Annotated in this window: 14 protein-coding genes; 4 read left to right on the plus strand and 10 right to left on the minus strand. The window is 60.5% G+C overall.

The features are described 5' to 3' along the window. Positions 1-125 precede the first annotated feature (125 nt). The 3 genes from MJ783_RS05720 (at position 126) to MJ783_RS05730 (ending at position 3,510) form a co-directional block, all read left to right on the plus strand. Positions 126-1,610 (plus strand): SDR family oxidoreductase, encoded by a 1,485-nt coding sequence (locus MJ783_RS05720; RefSeq protein ID WP_239381116.1) that lies wholly within the window; start codon positions 126-128, stop codon positions 1,608-1,610. A gap of 11 nt (positions 1,611-1,621) precedes the next feature. Then, positions 1,622-2,305 (plus strand): vWA domain-containing protein, encoded by a 684-nt coding sequence (locus MJ783_RS05725; protein ID WP_239308877.1) that lies wholly within the window; start codon positions 1,622-1,624, stop codon positions 2,303-2,305. A 317-nt stretch (positions 2,306-2,622) separates the two neighbouring features. Then, the gene (locus MJ783_RS05730; protein ID WP_239308878.1) at positions 2,623-3,510 is read left to right on the plus strand and encodes a prephenate dehydratase; all 888 of its coding nucleotides are present in this window, start codon (positions 2,623-2,625) and stop codon (positions 3,508-3,510) included. Between the two features lie 226 nt (positions 3,511-3,736). Here the strand turns inward: MJ783_RS05730 and MJ783_RS05735 are convergent, their stop codons facing one another. The 6 genes from MJ783_RS05735 to MJ783_RS05760 all read right to left on the minus strand — a co-directional run bounded on the left by MJ783_RS05735 (position 3,737) and on the right by MJ783_RS05760 (position 8,671). Further along, entirely contained in the window at positions 3,737-4,165 is a 429-nt protein-coding gene (locus tag MJ783_RS05735) for a DUF2000 domain-containing protein (protein WP_239308879.1), read from the minus strand. Positions 4,166-4,318: 153 nt separating this feature from the next. Then, the gene (locus MJ783_RS05740) at positions 4,319-5,305 is read right to left on the minus strand and encodes an ornithine cyclodeaminase family protein (protein ID WP_239308880.1); all 987 of its coding nucleotides are present in this window, start codon (positions 5,303-5,305) and stop codon (positions 4,319-4,321) included. A gap of 3 nt (positions 5,306-5,308) precedes the next feature. Next, positions 5,309-5,689: a Dabb family protein gene (locus MJ783_RS05745; protein ID WP_239308881.1), complete on the minus strand. Its 381-nt coding sequence runs from the start codon at positions 5,687-5,689 to the stop codon at positions 5,309-5,311. 52 nt (positions 5,690-5,741) lie between these two features. Then, the gene (locus MJ783_RS05750; RefSeq protein ID WP_239308882.1) at positions 5,742-6,323 is read right to left on the minus strand and encodes a hypothetical protein; all 582 of its coding nucleotides are present in this window, start codon (positions 6,321-6,323) and stop codon (positions 5,742-5,744) included. A 12-nt stretch (positions 6,324-6,335) separates the two neighbouring features. Next, the gene (locus MJ783_RS05755; protein ID WP_239308883.1) at positions 6,336-7,259 is read right to left on the minus strand and encodes an aminotransferase class IV; all 924 of its coding nucleotides are present in this window, start codon (positions 7,257-7,259) and stop codon (positions 6,336-6,338) included. Then, positions 7,256-8,671 carry a phenylacetate--CoA ligase family protein gene (locus tag MJ783_RS05760; protein WP_239308884.1) on the minus strand — a complete coding sequence of 472 codons (1,416 nt, stop codon included), beginning with the start codon at positions 8,669-8,671 and terminating at the stop codon, positions 7,256-7,258. Before MJ783_RS05760 ends, MJ783_RS05755 begins: the two co-directional genes overlap by 4 nt. Before the next feature lie 1,097 nt (positions 8,672-9,768). Between MJ783_RS05760 and MJ783_RS05765 the strand changes: the two genes are divergently transcribed. Next, entirely contained in the window at positions 9,769-10,989 is a 1,221-nt protein-coding gene (locus MJ783_RS05765) for a cytochrome P450 (protein ID WP_239308885.1), read from the plus strand. Positions 10,990-11,142: 153 nt separating this feature from the next. On the opposite strand, the gene MJ783_RS05770 is transcribed toward MJ783_RS05765, so the two are convergent. The 4 genes from MJ783_RS05770 to MJ783_RS05785 all read right to left on the minus strand — a co-directional run. Further along, complete coding sequence (locus MJ783_RS05770) at positions 11,143-11,940, minus strand: thioesterase II family protein (RefSeq protein WP_239308886.1); 798 nt, start codon at positions 11,938-11,940, stop codon at positions 11,143-11,145. Between the two features lie 14 nt (positions 11,941-11,954). Further along, positions 11,955-13,781: a non-ribosomal peptide synthetase gene (locus MJ783_RS05775; RefSeq protein ID WP_239308887.1), complete on the minus strand. Its 1,827-nt coding sequence runs from the start codon at positions 13,779-13,781 to the stop codon at positions 11,955-11,957. Between the two features lie 168 nt (positions 13,782-13,949). After that, the gene (locus MJ783_RS05780) at positions 13,950-15,833 is read right to left on the minus strand and encodes a cobalamin-dependent protein (protein ID WP_239308888.1); all 1,884 of its coding nucleotides are present in this window, start codon (positions 15,831-15,833) and stop codon (positions 13,950-13,952) included. Next, positions 15,823-16,100: hypothetical protein (locus MJ783_RS05785; RefSeq protein WP_239308890.1), on the minus strand; the 278-nt coding region annotated here is incomplete at its 5' end. The genes MJ783_RS05780 and MJ783_RS05785, both read right to left, overlap by 11 nt.

Raw genomic sequence — 16,100 nt, forward strand, 5'->3', positions numbered from 1 at the left:
TCCCCTATTGCCGGTCGCTCTAAGAACGCCATAAGAACATGCGGGCTCATGTCCTTATAAGCCGTTTTCGTCGGCCATGTTCGCCGGCGCTGCGGGCACCGTCCAGGTGAGGGAACATCGATGGCATGCGATGTGTCGTGTTCGGGGCAACCGGTTACATCGGCGGCCGTCTGGTGCCCGAACTCCTACGCGCCGGTCACGACGTACGGGCGGTGGCCCGCAACCCGAGCCGGCTGACCGATATACCGTGGCACGACCGAGCCGAGATCGTGGCTGGTGACGTTACCGACGCCGCCAGCGTCGCCAGCGCAGTGGCCGGGCAGGATGTCATCTACTACCTCATACACTCGCTGCACCGGCGCGACTTCGTCGAACTGGACCGTCACGCCGCTCGCACCGTCGCCGGGCAGGCACGCGCGGCCGGGGTGCGCCGGATCGTCTACCTGGGCGGCATCACTCCGGATGGACAGCCGCTATCTGCGCATCTGGCCTCCCGGGCCGAAGTCGGACAGATCATGCTCGGCTCCGGCGTGCCGACCATCGCACTGCAAGCCGCGGTCATTATCGGTTCCGGTTCGGCCAGCTTCGAGATGCTGCGTTATCTCACCGAACGCCTCCCGGCTATGGTCACCCCGCGATGGGTGAACAATCGCGTCCAGCCGATCGCAATACGCGATGTCCTGCACTACCTTACGCACGCCGCCGTGCTTCCGGACACGATCAACCGCCGTTTCGACATCGGTGGCCCGACCGTCCTCACCTACCTGGATATGATGCGCCGCTATGCCGCCGTGGCCGGCCTGCCGCGTCGTGTCATAGCCTTGGTGCCTGTACTCACCCCGTGGCTTTCAGCGCAGTGGGTGAACCTGGTGACACCGGTACCGCACAGCATCGCTGTACCACTCATCGAGTCGCTGGTGCACGAGGTCGTCTGCCACGACCGCGATATCACCACCCACATCCCGGAGCCGGATGGTGGCCCGGCCTCCTACGAGCGGGCCGTCGAACTCGCGCTGGCCCACATCCGTCACGCGGGCATACCCACCCGCCGCTCCGGCGCGGCCACGCCGCCCTCCGACCCCTTGCTCTGCGACCCGCTGCCCTCCGACCCGCTGCCCTCCGACCCCGCATGGTCGGGCGGCAGCAGCTACGAGGACATCCGCGAACGCCACACCAGCGCGGACGCGCAGGTGCTGTGGCAGTTCATCGAGTCCATCGGCGGCGAACACGACTGGTGCTCCTTCCTGCTGGCCTGGTCGCCGCGGGGCTGGCTGGACCGGCTCATCGGCAGCGCCGGCCTACGGCGAGGCCGCCGCGACCACCACCGCCTGTATCCGGGCGAAACCCGCCACCGCTGGCGGGTGGAGCATCTCGACCGGCCCCGTCTGCTGCGGCTGCGTGCCGAGATGCGGCTGCCCGGCCGCGCCTGGCTCGAGCTGTCCGCGGCCCCCGACGCTGACGGCTCGCTGTACCGCCAACGAGCGATCTTCGAACCGCACGGGCTGACCGGTCATCTCTACTGGAAAGCCATCGCCCCGTTCCATCACACTGTCCTCAGTGGGATGGCCCGCGCCATCACCAACGCCGCGGAGCGCGAGAAACGTCGGTGAAAGATCCCGCGATGACCACAACGACGATGGCTGTAACAGACGAGACCGCTACAGCCAAACAGACGACCGATGGCAAGGGGCACGCCATGACGAAGGCCGGCTACACCCATATCGCCCTGCTGATCGACCGGTCAGGCTCGATGATGGCGATCCGCGATGACGCCGAAGGCGGAATCCGGTCGTTCATCGCCGAGCAGGCCATCGCCCCCGGGCAAGCGACGATCAGTCTCTACCAGTTCGACCAGGATTACGAGAAGGTCTTTGGCGCGATCCCGATCGGCGAGGCGCCACCATACCGCCTGGTTCCGCGGGGCTCCACCGCGCTACTCGACGCCCTCGGCGAGTCCATCGTGGACACTGGGGAGTTCCTCCGTGGCCTTCCCGACCATCAACGTCCGGCGACCGTTGTCTTCGCCGTGGTTACCGACGGCCGGGAGAACTCCTCGAAGGAATGCACGCTCGAACAAATCAGAAAAATGATCAAAAATCAGACCGATACCTACGGATGGCAGTTCGCCTTCCTGTCCGCCGACCTCAACGCGATTGCCGACGCCCAGCAGCTGGGCTTCGCCGCGGCGGCATCCGCGAGCTACACCCCAGACAGCGAAGGTACCCAGCTGGCATACGCGGCGCTGTCCCGATCGGTCTCCCGGACCCGAGCGAACGGCGCGCCACTGGACCTGTCGGGGTCGTAATCCGTCGGTACTTCCAGCACTTCCAGCACCTCGTGCGCTGTCCGTCAGCGCCTCGTGCGCTGTCCGTCAGCTCGGGGCGGCTCGGCAACGAGGTCCGCTGAGGTCTGCTCGACGGCGGGATCGTCCGTCCCCGAGCAGCTGGGCCTCGATCGCCGGGCCTCGATGCCACCGAGAGACCGTCAGCGCGAGATTCGCAACAGCGCCCGCGTCCAGCGTACGGTCTGCCGCGCGGCGCCCTGGTTCCGCCGGGCCCGCATGATAACCTGCGATAAAGATCGATTCATGTATCAGCATCCTGAGCGTAGGTTGGAACCAGAGTGGCCAAAGGACGCAAAAAAGTCGCGTTTCAGGGTGAACTAGGAGCCAATTCCCATCAAGCGTGCCGTGATGTATATCCAGACTACGAGCCTGTTCCCTTCCAGACATTCGCGGAGTGCTTTGACGCGCTCGAGGAAGGCACAGTCGATCTTGGCATGATTCCCGTCGAAAATTCAACGGCCGGGACGGTGGCGGACATCCATCAGTTGTTGCCTTACTCATCGGTCTACATAGTCGGAGAATACTTTTTGCCGATTCAGTACCAGCTCTTGGGATTGGTCGGCACGGATCCTCAGGCGCTACGGACTGTGCACAGTCACCCGCAGGCTCTGTCGCAGTGCCGGGTAACCCTACGGGAACTGGGTCTCCGCGCGGTGGCCGGCGCTGATACGGCGGGCTGCGCCCGGGAGGTTGCCGAAACGAGGGATCCGACCAGGTCGGCGATAGCCACTCACCTCGCAGCGGAGATCTACGGCTTGGAAATCTTGCGACCTGATCTCAAGGACGAAGAACATAACACAACGCGCTTTGTGATTCTTTCGTCAGAGAACCTTCGGGCCGCGGTTGGTATCGGCCCCATCGTCTCCACCTTTGTTTTTCGGGTGAGGAACCGCCCATCCGCGCTCTACAAGGCACTCGGAGGATTTGCGACCAACGGCGTGAACATGACGAAGCTGGAAAGCTGTATGGTGAGAGGCCAGTTCTTCGCGACGGAATTTGTCGCCGACATCGAAGGCCACCCGGACGAGGAGCGGGTCATGCGAGCCTTTGAGGAGCTGGGTTTCTTCGCCGACTACCGAATCATAGGCGTATACCACGCGAATCCTTTTCGTGAACGCATCCGCAACCATAACAGCCAGTTTGTTGTACCCGAATACGCGAATTAAGAACGCCCAGCGATAAGGGCGGGGATCAAAGAGCGGGGCTGGGATACGTGCGTCGTAAAGCGATGGAGGGAATCACCCTGCTGGTAGACTGGCGGCCGCCGAGCGGGTACCCGTGCATCGGCAGGATGGACGGGGAGCAATGACGCGCGAGATTACGTGCCCCAGCCCCGCGATGCCTGCTCGACGCTCACCAACCGACCCACGTATTCCGCAGGTACGCGTGGTTTCAGCGGTAAAGAGGCAGGCTCCCGACCAGCTTGTTGACATCTTTTTTCGGACCGCTTAGCGCCACCCCGATGTAGGGAAGATCCGCCGTCGCAGTCTGGGCCAGACGCTCCTCGTACTCGTCGTACGTGCGGGAGGTCTGGGCGGTAGTCGTGAAATCTACCACAAAAACGCCGTCAGACGCACTTGCCCGTAGAAAAATCTCCTTGAGACCCTCGGCGTCACTCTTCAGGATCGGCACGGGAATCCTGGTAATCGCCTTATGGGTGAGACCATTGGCGTCTTTGGAATCATCGCCCAAAATGCCATCAACCATACGCCCGACTGACAGCGAAAGCGCCGCCACGGTATTCATCGCCAAGCCTATCTGGAGGCCTCCATCGATGATAATGGCAACTTTGTCTGGCGTGACCGTGCCGTTTGATGACATTAAATTGTGCTCCAGAGGTGTGAGGGCGGTCAGCTACCTTGATAGCCTGACACGCTATATTTTTGGTCGGCCGACCAGTGGCAAATCAAGATCATAGTTGTCCGGACTGCACTAGTCAAGATCGTTCGTTGGATGCGTGACAGCACAACTACACTAATGGAATTTTATCACCGTGCCCAAGCCCTTGTCACGGGCGGCTTGGGCGATGGCGAATCCCACGGTGACGTCTTCCACAGCCAGTCCGAGAGACTTGAAAAGGGTCGACTCGTCAGACCTCCTTCGCCCAGGATGGCGACCGAGAAGGACTTCGCCGATCTCGGCCAGCACGTGGTCGGGCCCGATGAGTCCCTCCTCTTCGGGAACGATGAGGTCGCCCGATTCGGCTCGGGCCGAGGCTCGACTGTCCACGAAGACAGAGCATCTCCGCACAAAAGCCGAAGCAAGCTCCCGGTGGTCCGCGAACGAGGCTCCGATCGCGTTGAGATGCGCCCCAGGAGCGACATCCTCATCGCTCACCACCGGTTCTTTACTGGCTAAGGTCGTACACACCAGATCAGCGCCCTCCAGAGCCGCTCTGGCGGTCGGGTGCACCTCGACCTCAACCCCCAGGTGACTCCAAGCCCAAGCGCGGAATCGCTCGCTGTGCATGGGTGTCCTGCTCCACACTCGGACCCGGCGCACCGCACGGACCGCGAGCATTGCTTCGAGGTGACCGCGACCTTGTACTCCAGACCCAAGTATAGCAAGGTCTCCCGCGTTCTTCCGGGCGAGGAGGTCGGTCGCGACTGCGGTCACGGCCGGTGTCCGCACTGCCGTGATAGCGCCGGCGTCAATCAGGGCCAAAGGCAGGCCGGTATCAGGATCGAAGACGATGACAACTCCAACATGGAGGTCCAGACCTCGAGCGGGATTGGCGGGCTTGAGAACCATCGCCTTCAAACCGAAGCCCAGAGAGGCCTCACCACCTACATAACAGGGCATGACACCCATGAGATCGTCAATGCCGTCAGGCCGGATGATCGTCCTAAGCGGCTGATCTACGTCCCCGGCGCTGTAGGCGCGCAGCGCGCTCGCCGCAATCGGTATCGCGTCCGAAATGGACAGTGCCGCCTGGGCTGTCGGCCGGTCGATGACGAGCACGCGTTAATCCTTTCCGGTTCCGTACCCGGGCGATGTCGCGGATAATCCGGTATGCCCGGCCGGAGTGATCGTGACCTCAGCCGGACCGGGATCCTCTTCTAAATCCACGACGACCCAGGTGCTGATGCGCTTCCATTTCTCTATGGCGAGACGGTGGAAAGGATCGGCCATATAGCGGGCCAGCGCGTCTGCGTCTTCCAGCAGGCCGATCACAGCAAAATCATAAGCTTCTGTCCGGCGCGCCGTATTACGGCCCGCCTTCCATTCACGGAGCTCTGGGACCTTGTCGCCAACCTGCAATGCGATCTTCTCGGATTCAACCACCTCGGCATCGTCGAAAGCGAGTCCCTTGTTTAACTTGAACAGCACGATATGTCTGATCACTGTCTTCCCCTTTGGTATCAACCGGGAATGGCAATGGTGGCCGCTGGTTCGGTCATGCGCGACGGAACACCGTCCAAACCATTGGAATGGGACGGGTGGAGGAAATGAATTTCAATCCGCGCCGCGCGGCCGCTATCTCAGTTGTCAACGCCACCTCGCCCTTCTTCGAAGCCACGAAGTCTGCGGCACCGCTCGTGGATGCCATGTAGATAACCTCGTCGCACTTGAAACCGGCCGGCGACAACTCGTCGATCAAGGGTACCGGATCCGGGTGGCTGGCCACGCTGTAGCCGCCGTCGGCGAGGTCGCCTCTCGCGGCCAGGCCGTATTTGGGCGTATGGCAGAAGAATACAGTGTCGATCAGTAGTCTGGGATGCATATAAAAAACGTTGATATTCGAGTAGGCGTTGGCTACCACCACCATAACCGAAGAATCTTCAAGCGCGTGCTCGAGAGCTTGCTCATAGCTCGCGGCAAGGTGAACTCCCGATGCCTCTCCGCCCCGTATCGCGGCAAAGTAGTGAGCCGCCTGTTCGCTGCTCGTGCCAGCAGGGCCAAGCGTGGCGATGACAACGTCCGCAGTGGCCGAGGCCGACGCGAACGTGAAGAACAAGTGACCTTCCGGAGCCAGCATTGAGTTGCCCTCCTACTGGAGTTCTTTCAGCGGCGCGGACTGTCGGACGCGCCGCTGGTACTCGGTGGCAACCCGAAGGGTTATCGACGAACCTGATCGAGCCTGTCCAACCTTCACCTGGTTGACGGCGGTGACCGCGGCTACCTCGATTCCGGTACCAGTCAGAAACACCTCATCGCTCTCGATGAGATCGGTCACGCTGACCTTCCGTTCAGTTATCGAAATACCAGCCATACCCTCAAGAATATTGATCACCGTCGCACGAGTGATCCCTGGTAAGATATCCGAGCCGAGGTCCGGTGTGACTACGTCCGTCCCCTGCACGCAAAACACATTGCTGGTCGACGCTTCGGATACATATCCATTCGTCGTGAGCATAAGCGCATCGTCGTAACCGTTGGCAATTGCATCCTCGACGGCGAGCGCATTGTTGACGTAAGCGCCACTTATCTTCGCGGTCGATGGCACGCTAGACGATGGAATCCGCCGGATATCACTCAACCGAAGGCGGACTTCACGGCCGGCGTCCAGCCGGCTTTGCATCGGGACGAGGGAAATCGCGATGCTGTGAGTGACGCCCGATAGCCGAATCCCGTACGGGACACCCGGCAGGAGTGCCTGCTTGAACACGATCGGGCGGATATAACAGTCGTCATCGACATCGTTGAGACTCAGTAGCTTGCCGCAGATCTGGCACAGATCGTCCAGCTCCTCGTCAATCATGATCCGTAATGCCTCACACGAGCGAATCAAACGAGCGAAGTGCTCGTGGGCCATAAACGGGCTCACCCGGCCGTCCACTGTTTTATAGGCTCGTATGCCCTCAAAGGCGCCCGTGCCATAGTGCAGGCCCTGGGTCGAATCGGGCAGGGCCACGGCATCATCGGTGACGTACTCGCCGTTGTAGTAACGCCAGGGCAGCCGTGCGGCGTTCATCGGACACGCTCACGAACAGCAGCGATTTCTCGCGCTTTTTCGGCTTCCCCACACGACGTCGCCGCCGCCCGGCGGTCACGGATTCGGGCAGCCTTCCAACTCACCATCGCGCCGGTCGACGTCCTGCTGTCCGTCACCCCCCAGGTCACCTCAGCCGCGGTGCCGAACGCCTCTCCGGTATGCCGGATAATAGCGCTCTCGTGTATGCGCATGTCGGCATTACCGAGGGGACGGACGGGCTCGAACAGTACGGACAGATGATCCCGCCCGTCCGCTGTTTCGCTCAGGGTCGCCTGATAGTCAAGAATGGTCGGTGCCTGCGCGAGCAGTCCGTCTTCGAAGTCGAAAGCGGTTATCAACCGGTCGCCGAGGTGAATCTGATCGTCAACCCTGCCCAGCGGAACCATGGTGAACTGCTGATCCGATCCTCGGCTCTTTACCATGTCGCCCGTTCTGTACCGGACCAGTGGTTTCGCTCCCCGGTACAGATGTGTGATCACAAGCTCCCCTTGTCTTTCGCCCTCACGCCCGGCCTCGACACGACGGCCAGTAGCTGGGTCCACAATCTCGTAGAATACGTTTATGGGAGTGCTGTGAAGCTGCTTATCCGGGAAACAAACAGCCAGAATGGAAGCCTCTTGCGAAGCGTACATACAATTATAGACGTCCGCGCCCCAGATCGCTCCGATGCCTCGGAGAAGTCCTGGTGTGGAGAGCTCCCCGAGGGAAAGAATCGCTCGCACGCTCGTCTCCGCTGGATTCTTACCCTCCTGGAGGAGTCTCCTGGCCAGCGAAATAGACATGCCTGGGGTGCAGACCAGCACGTTCACGCCGAGCCTGTCGATTAACTCAAGCGCTCGGGAGAAGCCAACGAGAGGAGAATGCGGCCACATCTTTACTGTCGTATGCCCGAGAGCACGGAGAATGTCACCGAACGAGTCACCTGTCGAGTGCAGTTCCGTTGGTCCCATAACCGCTACCACGCAGTGGTCGGCATAATTCCGCAAAATCGGGGCGTATCCCTCCATCAACGCCAGGCCGGTGCGCATTGAGTCACGCGGCGAGCGTGGGCAGGGGGTGGATAGGCCGGTTGTGCCGGTCGTCTCGTAGTAGATCCAGCATTCCGACAGAGGTAATGCAGGCACTTCATCAAGATGGGTGCGGAGGTCAGCTTTCGTCGTGAAGGGAAGATTCTCGATGGCGACCGATGGGTTTTCCGTGCCAGCTATGTTCACCAGTCGGCGGGAGTAAAATGGAGAGCGCTCTCTGACATACGTCAATGTCTGGCCTATCTCATACGACTGATAGACGGCTAGCTCCGCTGGCGGCACCAGACCCGCCGCATACCGAGAGGCAAGTACCGCGAAGTCCGCCGTCTCTTCCAAAAAACGCTTGTCCAGCATCGGAAGCATGTATCGACTTCCTTTCCCATAAATGATCACGGGCCTGTCAAGCTAGCAGGAGGGAATTAGGTAAAATTCCTCTAACATTATCGTTACAATCATCTACCTGCTTCCCATGACTATTTGCCAACGGGACCATCGCGGTGTACATAGCGAGCCGGCTTGCCGTACAGATCCAAAATCTTGTCCGTCCATCACGTGTTCTGGCCTCCGCCCGACGATCCATGTCTAGCCGGCCATGGACGGGCGGTCAAGGCTGGTAAAGCAGCATTCACCTGCGCTGGCGGGACGAGCAAGCCGCTTTCCTTTGCGATGCTGCTAGCGCGCACGTGCTCTGACCTCGATGAATTCATCGTAAGCACGCCTCCTGAGACCGAGATTCCACGGCTCGTAGGCATACTTGAGGCCTGGCCCCACTCGCTATCCCTGGTCGCATGGTTGAAAACAAGCCTGCCGGACCGAATTCCGCAGGTGCACGCCTGCTGGCAGATTGCTGGACATAGCTGGTACTTCCCGGTTCACTGGTAGGCAGGTACCCGCGTGAGACCCGGCTGACGAACAAGGGCGGCTCGGTTGTGCGCTGCCTCCAGCTCACCCAGAACAAGCGACACCCAGTGACGGACAGTCCAAGCATCAAGATCATATGCAACTTCGACTGGGCCGACCAGATCGACCGGGACGCGCCCACCCGGCCGCTGGCCTCGATTGCCGGTTCCTCACACCGGTCCTGGCGGTACTGGTCCCACTGACGTGGGGAGGTGTGGTCGACACCCGCTGCCTGGGCCGTTGGCGTCCGGCCAGGCCTGGGAACGGCTCGGAATCAGCGCCGCGGTCCGCAAGGTCGCAATATCAATATCGAATGTTAATCCTGCCGGTGCCGCTTCCCAGTTCACAGGCACTGTATCTTGAACTGGCCATTGTCGATTTCTTTCTGTCGACGCTACGCCGACGCATTGCCGTGCCGGCATGGCGTTGCGGCCTGGGGGTAAAAGATTCCCCCAGGGCACTCAGTCTCGCGACGCTGCTCCACGACGCCGGGCACTCATCTGGGCCGCACGCCATCCACGTCGCTTGTGGCCAAACACGCTATTAGTTAAGCTAACGTCATGGTGGATGCAGGGGGAACCCTCTCAGCCGCGACCGAGCGGCTAGGCGATTCATTTTTCCAGGATCCCCAGGGCTTTTTCGCGCGGCTGCGCTCGTCCGCGCCGGTGACTCCGGTCATCACACCCGAGGGTGTCCAGGTCTGGCTCGTCACCCGGTACGAGGACGTGCGCGCCGCGCTGGCCGATCCCCGCCTGGCCAAGGACTGGGTAACACACATGACACCCGAAGATTTCGACATCAACGTGGACCCCGTACAGGCGTTTCTCGACCAGCACATGCTGAACCTCGATCCGCCCGACCACACCCGGCTACGCCACCTGGTGGTGAAAGCGTTCACTCCACGCCGGGTGGCCGCCCTGCGGCCACGGATCTCGGACATCACCGACGAGCGGCTGGACGCGATGGCGAACGGCCCCGCTGAGACAGATCTGATCGAGGTGTTCGCGTTTCCGCTGTCAGTGACCGTGATCTGCGAGCTGATCGGCATTCCAGTCGGCGACCGGCAGGCGTTCCGTAAGTGGTCGGAGACGCTGTTGTCCTCGCGGGGGACGCGCGAGGAATCTCGCGCGACCGCCGTCGCTATGTACGAATATTTCACGCACCTGGTCGCGGAGCGCCGACGGTCACCGGTAGACGACCTGCTCTCGGCGCTGATCACGGCCCGTGACTCGGGTGACTCGCTGTCGGAGCACGAATTGCTTTCGATGATGTTCCTGCTGCTCGTCGCCGGGCACGAGACAATGCTGAACCTGATCGCCGGCGGGGTGCTGGCGCTGCTGACTCATCCAGCCGAACTAAATCGGTTGCGCGACGATCCTGCGCTGTTGCCTTCGGCGGTCGAGGAGCTGCTGCGGTACGCGAACCCCCTGAACCACGCGACCGAACGATTCACGCTGGAGCCGGTGACCATCGGCGACGTCGTCATCCCCGCGGGAGAATGGGTCATGCTCGCAACGGCGTCGGCGAACCGGGATCCGTCACGGTTCGCCGACGCGGACCGGCTGGACGTGGGCAGGGACGCGTCGGGCCACGTGGGGTTCGGACACGGGATCCATTATTGCCTCGGCGCGCCGCTGGCACGGCTGGAGGGCGAGATTGCGTTCGGGAGCTTGCTGCCCCGCTTCCCCGGACTGGCGCTGGCGATGCCCGAATCGTCGCTGCGTTGGCGGCCCTCCAGCCTCATCCACGGGCTGGAGAACCTCCCTGTCCGGCTGCGCTGACCCGCGCCCCTACCAGGCAGTGCCCACCGGAGGCTCTCGCGCCGCCTGACAAACTCGGCTCAGCTGTCGAAGTCACCAGCCCAAAAATCGCCAACGTGCGATATGCGCGGACAGCTGGCACCCGGGATACCCGCGTGTCAGCCAGAGCCGGCGTCAAATCGTTTGTACCGAGATCGTATTCGGCGCAGCTGCTGGCCCCAAGCTGGCCTCCCGTAGCCGTTCCCTTAAGACCGCGGCCACATCGTCAGGCGCAGCATGGTGGTAGAAATGGCCACCGTCGAAGACCGTGAGATGGAAGTCAGCTGATGTCAGGCTTCCCCAGGCGCTGAGCCTGTCCAGGCTGACGCCAGGATCATGGCGGCCGCCCATCGCCGTGACCGGCACCTGTAACGAGCTCCGGTGCGGGATATACGTCTCCCAGACCTCAAGATCCGCGCGGAACAAGGGTAACAGTAGTTGCACCAGCTCCGGCTGGGCTAATACCTCTGGTGAAGTCCCTTCCAGATCCGCGATGACCGCTAGAAGCTCGCTGTCCGGCAAATCATGCAGCTGCGGCCCGGCAGGCGGCAGATGCGGCGCGCCAAGCCCCGAGACGAAAAGATGTCTCGGCGGCTTGCCGAGCGCGGACAGCTCATGCGCCAGTTCATAACTGAGCAAAGCGCCCATACTGTGCCCGAACAAGGCGAACTCCCTCCCCGCGCGGGTCGCCAAAGGCCCGCTCAGGTCGGCGACAAGCTCCGTGGCCGAATGGAGCGCCGGCTCTCCATGGCGGTTTTCCCGTCCCGGGAACTGTACGGGTATCGCCTCAATGCCCGGGGCCAGCAATACAGGCCACTCCCGATATATCGACGCGCCTGCCCCTGCATGAGGCAGACAGAACAACTGGATCGCGTCCGCGTCCAGCGTCGGCGGAGGAATGGCTTCCGCCCGGCACGGAGGGAAAAACAACACGTCAGTCGCCCTCCTCATAGAAGCCCTTCCCCAGGCTGGGCTCCCGGATCGCTCCGCTCCCGGATGTACTTGACAATGCCGCGCACCGTCGGGTCCTCGAAGAACTCTGCCAGCGTTATGTTCACGCAGAAGCGCCTGCCCAACTGAGTGAGCAGTCTGATCGCGAGCATGGACTGCCCGCCGCTCTCGAAGAAGTTCTCCGCACGACTGAAGGCCGGCACATCCAGCAGCCGTCCGATAATGGCCGCGACCTCGTCATCGAGCGCTTCGGCCGCTGCCAGGCAGCCGCCATTATCTGCCGGAGACGATGCGCTCGCTGAAAATGACAGCCGCGCCCGGTCTATTTTCATGTTGGCGTTCTTCGGCAGTTCGGGGAGGCGAATCAACCGTGCCGGAACCATATAGTCGGGCAGCCGGTCACGCAGGAACGCCCTAAGCTCGCCTGTTTCCGGGGATGCTTCGCCTGCCCCTACGTAATAACTGACAAGTGTTTTGTCGCCAGCTCGGATGTCAGCGTCAGCGATCGTCGCTGCCTCCCTGATGCCAGGGTGCCGCAGCAGCGTCGCATCGACCTCATTCATTTCGACTCGAAAGCCTCGGATTTTGACTTGGGAGTCAACGCGGCCGAGGAAATCAAACAAGCCGTTTGACAATCGGCATACCAAATCCCCTGTGGCGTACATCCGCTGGCCCGGTTCTGCCGCGAAGGGATCCGGAAGAAACCGCTCGGCCGTCAGCTCCGGCTGGCCGAGATAACCACGCGCGACGCCGTCACCGCCGATATAGAGCTGGCCGGACACACCGGCCGGCTGAGGACGCAGCATGTCATCGAGCACGTAACAGGTCGTGTTCGAGATGGGACGGCCGATCGGCACTCTCAGCTGCTCTGCCGGCATCGGCGTGACGTGGTGTGCGGTGGCAAGCGTCGTGCATTCCGCGGGGCCGTAACCATTGACCAGCGTGCAACCTGGTAGTACCGCGACGGAGTTGGCTTGGCTGACCGCCATTACGTCACCGCCAACCAGAATCTGAGAAACCGTGGAAAACGTCGAAGGGTCATCCGCCGCAAGCTGGTTGAAGAGCGGTGTCGCCATCACCATGGTGTTAATGCGGTCCGCTCGCAGGGCGTTTGCCAGCCGGCCCGGCGAGAGTATGGTGTCACGGTCGAATCCAACCAGCTCCCCGCCGTTGAGCAACGCGCCCCATACCTCGACCGTGACAGCGTCAAAAGCCGCGTTCGAGATCTGTGCCACCCGGTCGCCTGGCCCGAACTTGATGTAATCAATGTTTCGTGTGCGCCGCACCACGTTGCGGTGTGTTACACAGATTCCCTTCGGTATACCGGACGATCCCGACGTGTACACTACATAGGCAAGATTCTCAGAGCCAGCGCCCCCATCTATCCGGACATCATGAGTGACGCCATCTCGCGTTGTCTCCCCCAAGTGCTCGGCAACTGTGATCACAGGGATTCCAAGAGCGGTCAGACCGTCCTCGTCTGCCTCCGTCAGCAGCGCCACAGGCTTGGATTCTTCCAGAATTGTATGTAACCGACGGGCCGGGCAGGATTGATCCAGCGCCAGATAGGCACCACCAGCCTTGACGGTGGCAAGCATGCCCACAATGACACTGAGGCTCCGATCCGCGTGGAGCGCGACCAGCTGATCAGGCCCCACACCGAGTTCCCGCAGTCGGGAGGCCAGAGAGTTGGTTATCCTGTCAAGCTGCTGGTACGTCAACGTAATAGGACCATATGTCACGGCGGGCGCACCGGGGCAGCGTACGACCTGCTGTGCGAACAGATCGCACAGCGAACCGCTCCGGGGATATTCGGTGGGCATTTTATTCCACGTTATTATAGGATCACGATCCGACGGGACAAGAGGCGCCGCGGCAGCCTCCTCAACCCCTATATCAAATTTCGGCATGAGCGTCCAGTTCTCTCATCAGTTGATTCGTTAACCGGTCGGCATAATTCGGCTATTCTTTCGCGGAAATTCCTTGATTCCTCATTTATGAGACGAGGCCGGCAGCCACAGCGGCATGACGTTCCCGACCTTTTCGATCATTCCATGGCAGTAGGAGCCGCTGTGGTCACGACTCTGCGTCGGCATAAATGGATATTGCAGCCGCTTATGATCAACTGTGAATATACCATCCACTGGCATCGTTTCGATCTTGATCGCATTGGCCAGATCCGTCATATATTCCGCTGGGATCTGTACTGTATAGCTGCGTGAACCGCAGCCCAAGAAGCGGAGCACCTGGAAACCGTCAGTATGCACATCCATGGGAGTATTGCTATACATATAAGGACGATTCAGCATATCGATCTCGAACAGGGCCCGCACCTTGCTGTCGTCCCACCAGTCCTGGCTCTGCGTGAAGCAACGCACGTGATCGACAAAAAGTTCTCTGTACTCATGCAACACGGAATGGATGAAGAGACCGTAATTATTTACATCGTAGTAATCGGCGTCCCGGATGGAGCGGTCCGCGTAGGAGATGATGGGGTCAGCTTCTCCTTGCCGGCGCAGGAATTCAGCAAAGGCGGCGAATATTTCCTGGTACTGGATTCCAGCCTGCCTCACCAGATAGCGGCTTACCGACCGGAGGCTGTGCGTATTATGCAGGGCATGGAAGGCGTAGAAATAATACATGCCCTCGACAAACTCTTCTTCGGAAACTTCTTTCGTGCCAATAACAATCCGGGCTTCCGCGACTTCTCCGCCGGCCGGCCTGGTTACTATCCCCATTTCATCCGCATGATGATATATGGGTGTATTGTTGAGGAGCAGATGCGGATACGCGATCACCGTTTGTGCTTCGTTCTCGCACAGCGTGCCAATGCCTCGCTCAAAAGAAGCGATAGTTTCCCCTGGTAATGGCCAGATTAGCTCGACGAAGGAGCTGATCCTCCTTTCGCGTAAATCTTCCTGGATCGCGGCGAAGGCGCTCAGTCTGATGTTCGATCGAGAGATCAGATCAAGGCTGCCCGGCTCGAGGGTCTGTAGCGATACCGGCTGCGAGGCGATGAGGTTTGCGTCCTGGAAGATACCAGCGATTTCGGTGACCGCATGCGGCTTGTTTTTCGCCGCGGAGAAATAAACGACGTTTGGCGCCCCATGACTTCTTGCGCAGATCGTGATGTGCCGAGAAATATCAATGTCTCGGCTTAGCATCCCCCAGTTTGCGTCGGCAATGAAAAGGAACAGTATCTCGTTTTCGGCTATCCATTTGATTTCATCACGGACCCGCTGCTCATCGAAGCGGTACACCCGATCATTCGTAGCGGCACCCCAGAAACAAAACCCACAGTGGTATGGGCAACCGCGGTTCGTCTCCAAAATTGCTATACTGTAAGCAGCATCGAATATTCCCGTCAGGAATGGCGATGGAATGTCGTCAAGACTGCTAATCCTCGGCTGTTTCGGAGTCGTCACCAATTCGCCGTCACGGTAGAAGCTGAGACCATTGACTTCATGGAGACGCGGACTGGAGTCGGTCAGCGCGAGCAGGTAGCGCGTGAAGGTGATCTCTCCTTCTCCGTTACAGAGAACGGTCCGCTCATCATCACTACTGAGGTAACGGTGGGCCTGCGACATCACCTGAGGGCCGCCAAAGATGATCTGCACATACGGTCTTGCTTGCCTGAGGGCAGCCGCAACAGACCTCACCAGGTTCATATTCCATACGTAGCAGCTGAACGCGTACACATCGGCAGCTGACCCGACCAGGTCCCGGATGATATCGGCCCGGGGTGTCTTGGCGACAGCCGCATACCGCTCGAAGCGATACTCACTGCGAATCACCGAATCCGTCATGGCATACGCTTGAAGGTAACCGGAGGCCAGCGGTGTCATCCGCTCGAAAACGGTCAGTTCAACGAGCATGGCCTTCTTCAATTCGCTCGCCTTTCAGGAGATGGAAAGCACCCGACGAGTGGCACCGCCTACGAACGACTCCGTTATGAACGACCAGTGTCGCTCCAGTACCAGCCAGAGCACGCCGCGGGCTCAAAGCGAGTGAGATAGGGTACCGGATGATCAGCATTTTCACAAACATGGTCATCAGCGGATAGATCCGCACAGTGATCGATGGGCCGGTGGCAGTAAAGACCTGACAATAATATTCTCGAGGATAAAACAGGGAATGACCTA

It is taken from the genome of Protofrankia sp. Cj3 (assembly GCF_917627355.1).
In the GTDB taxonomy this organism is placed as follows: Bacteria; Actinomycetota; Actinomycetes; order Frankiales; family Frankiaceae; genus Protofrankia.

Excerpts from the sequence above, each read along its gene's own strand:
- MJ783_RS05720 (WP_239381116.1), top strand. The coding sequence starts at position 126 with ATGCGATGTGTCGTGTTCGGGGCAACCGGTTACATCGGCGGCCGTCTG.
- MJ783_RS05725 (WP_239308877.1), top strand. The coding sequence starts at position 1,622 with ATGACCACAACGACGATGGCTGTAACAGACGAGACCGCTACAGCCAAA.
- MJ783_RS05735 (WP_239308879.1), bottom strand. The coding sequence starts at position 4,165 with ATGTCATCAAACGGCACGGTCACGCCAGACAAAGTTGCCATTATCATC.
- MJ783_RS05750 (WP_239308882.1), bottom strand. The coding sequence starts at position 6,323 with ATGCTGGCTCCGGAAGGTCACTTGTTCTTCACGTTCGCGTCGGCCTCG.
- MJ783_RS05755 (WP_239308883.1), bottom strand. The coding sequence starts at position 7,259 with ATGAACGCCGCACGGCTGCCCTGGCGTTACTACAACGGCGAGTACGTC.
- MJ783_RS05760 (WP_239308884.1), bottom strand. The coding sequence starts at position 8,671 with ATGCTTCCGATGCTGGACAAGCGTTTTTTGGAAGAGACGGCGGACTTC.
- MJ783_RS05765 (WP_239308885.1), top strand. The coding sequence starts at position 9,769 with ATGGTGGATGCAGGGGGAACCCTCTCAGCCGCGACCGAGCGGCTAGGC.
- MJ783_RS05775 (WP_239308887.1), bottom strand. The coding sequence starts at position 13,781 with ATGCCCACCGAATATCCCCGGAGCGGTTCGCTGTGCGATCTGTTCGCA.
- MJ783_RS05780 (WP_239308888.1), bottom strand. The coding sequence starts at position 15,833 with ATGCTCGTTGAACTGACCGTTTTCGAGCGGATGACACCGCTGGCCTCC.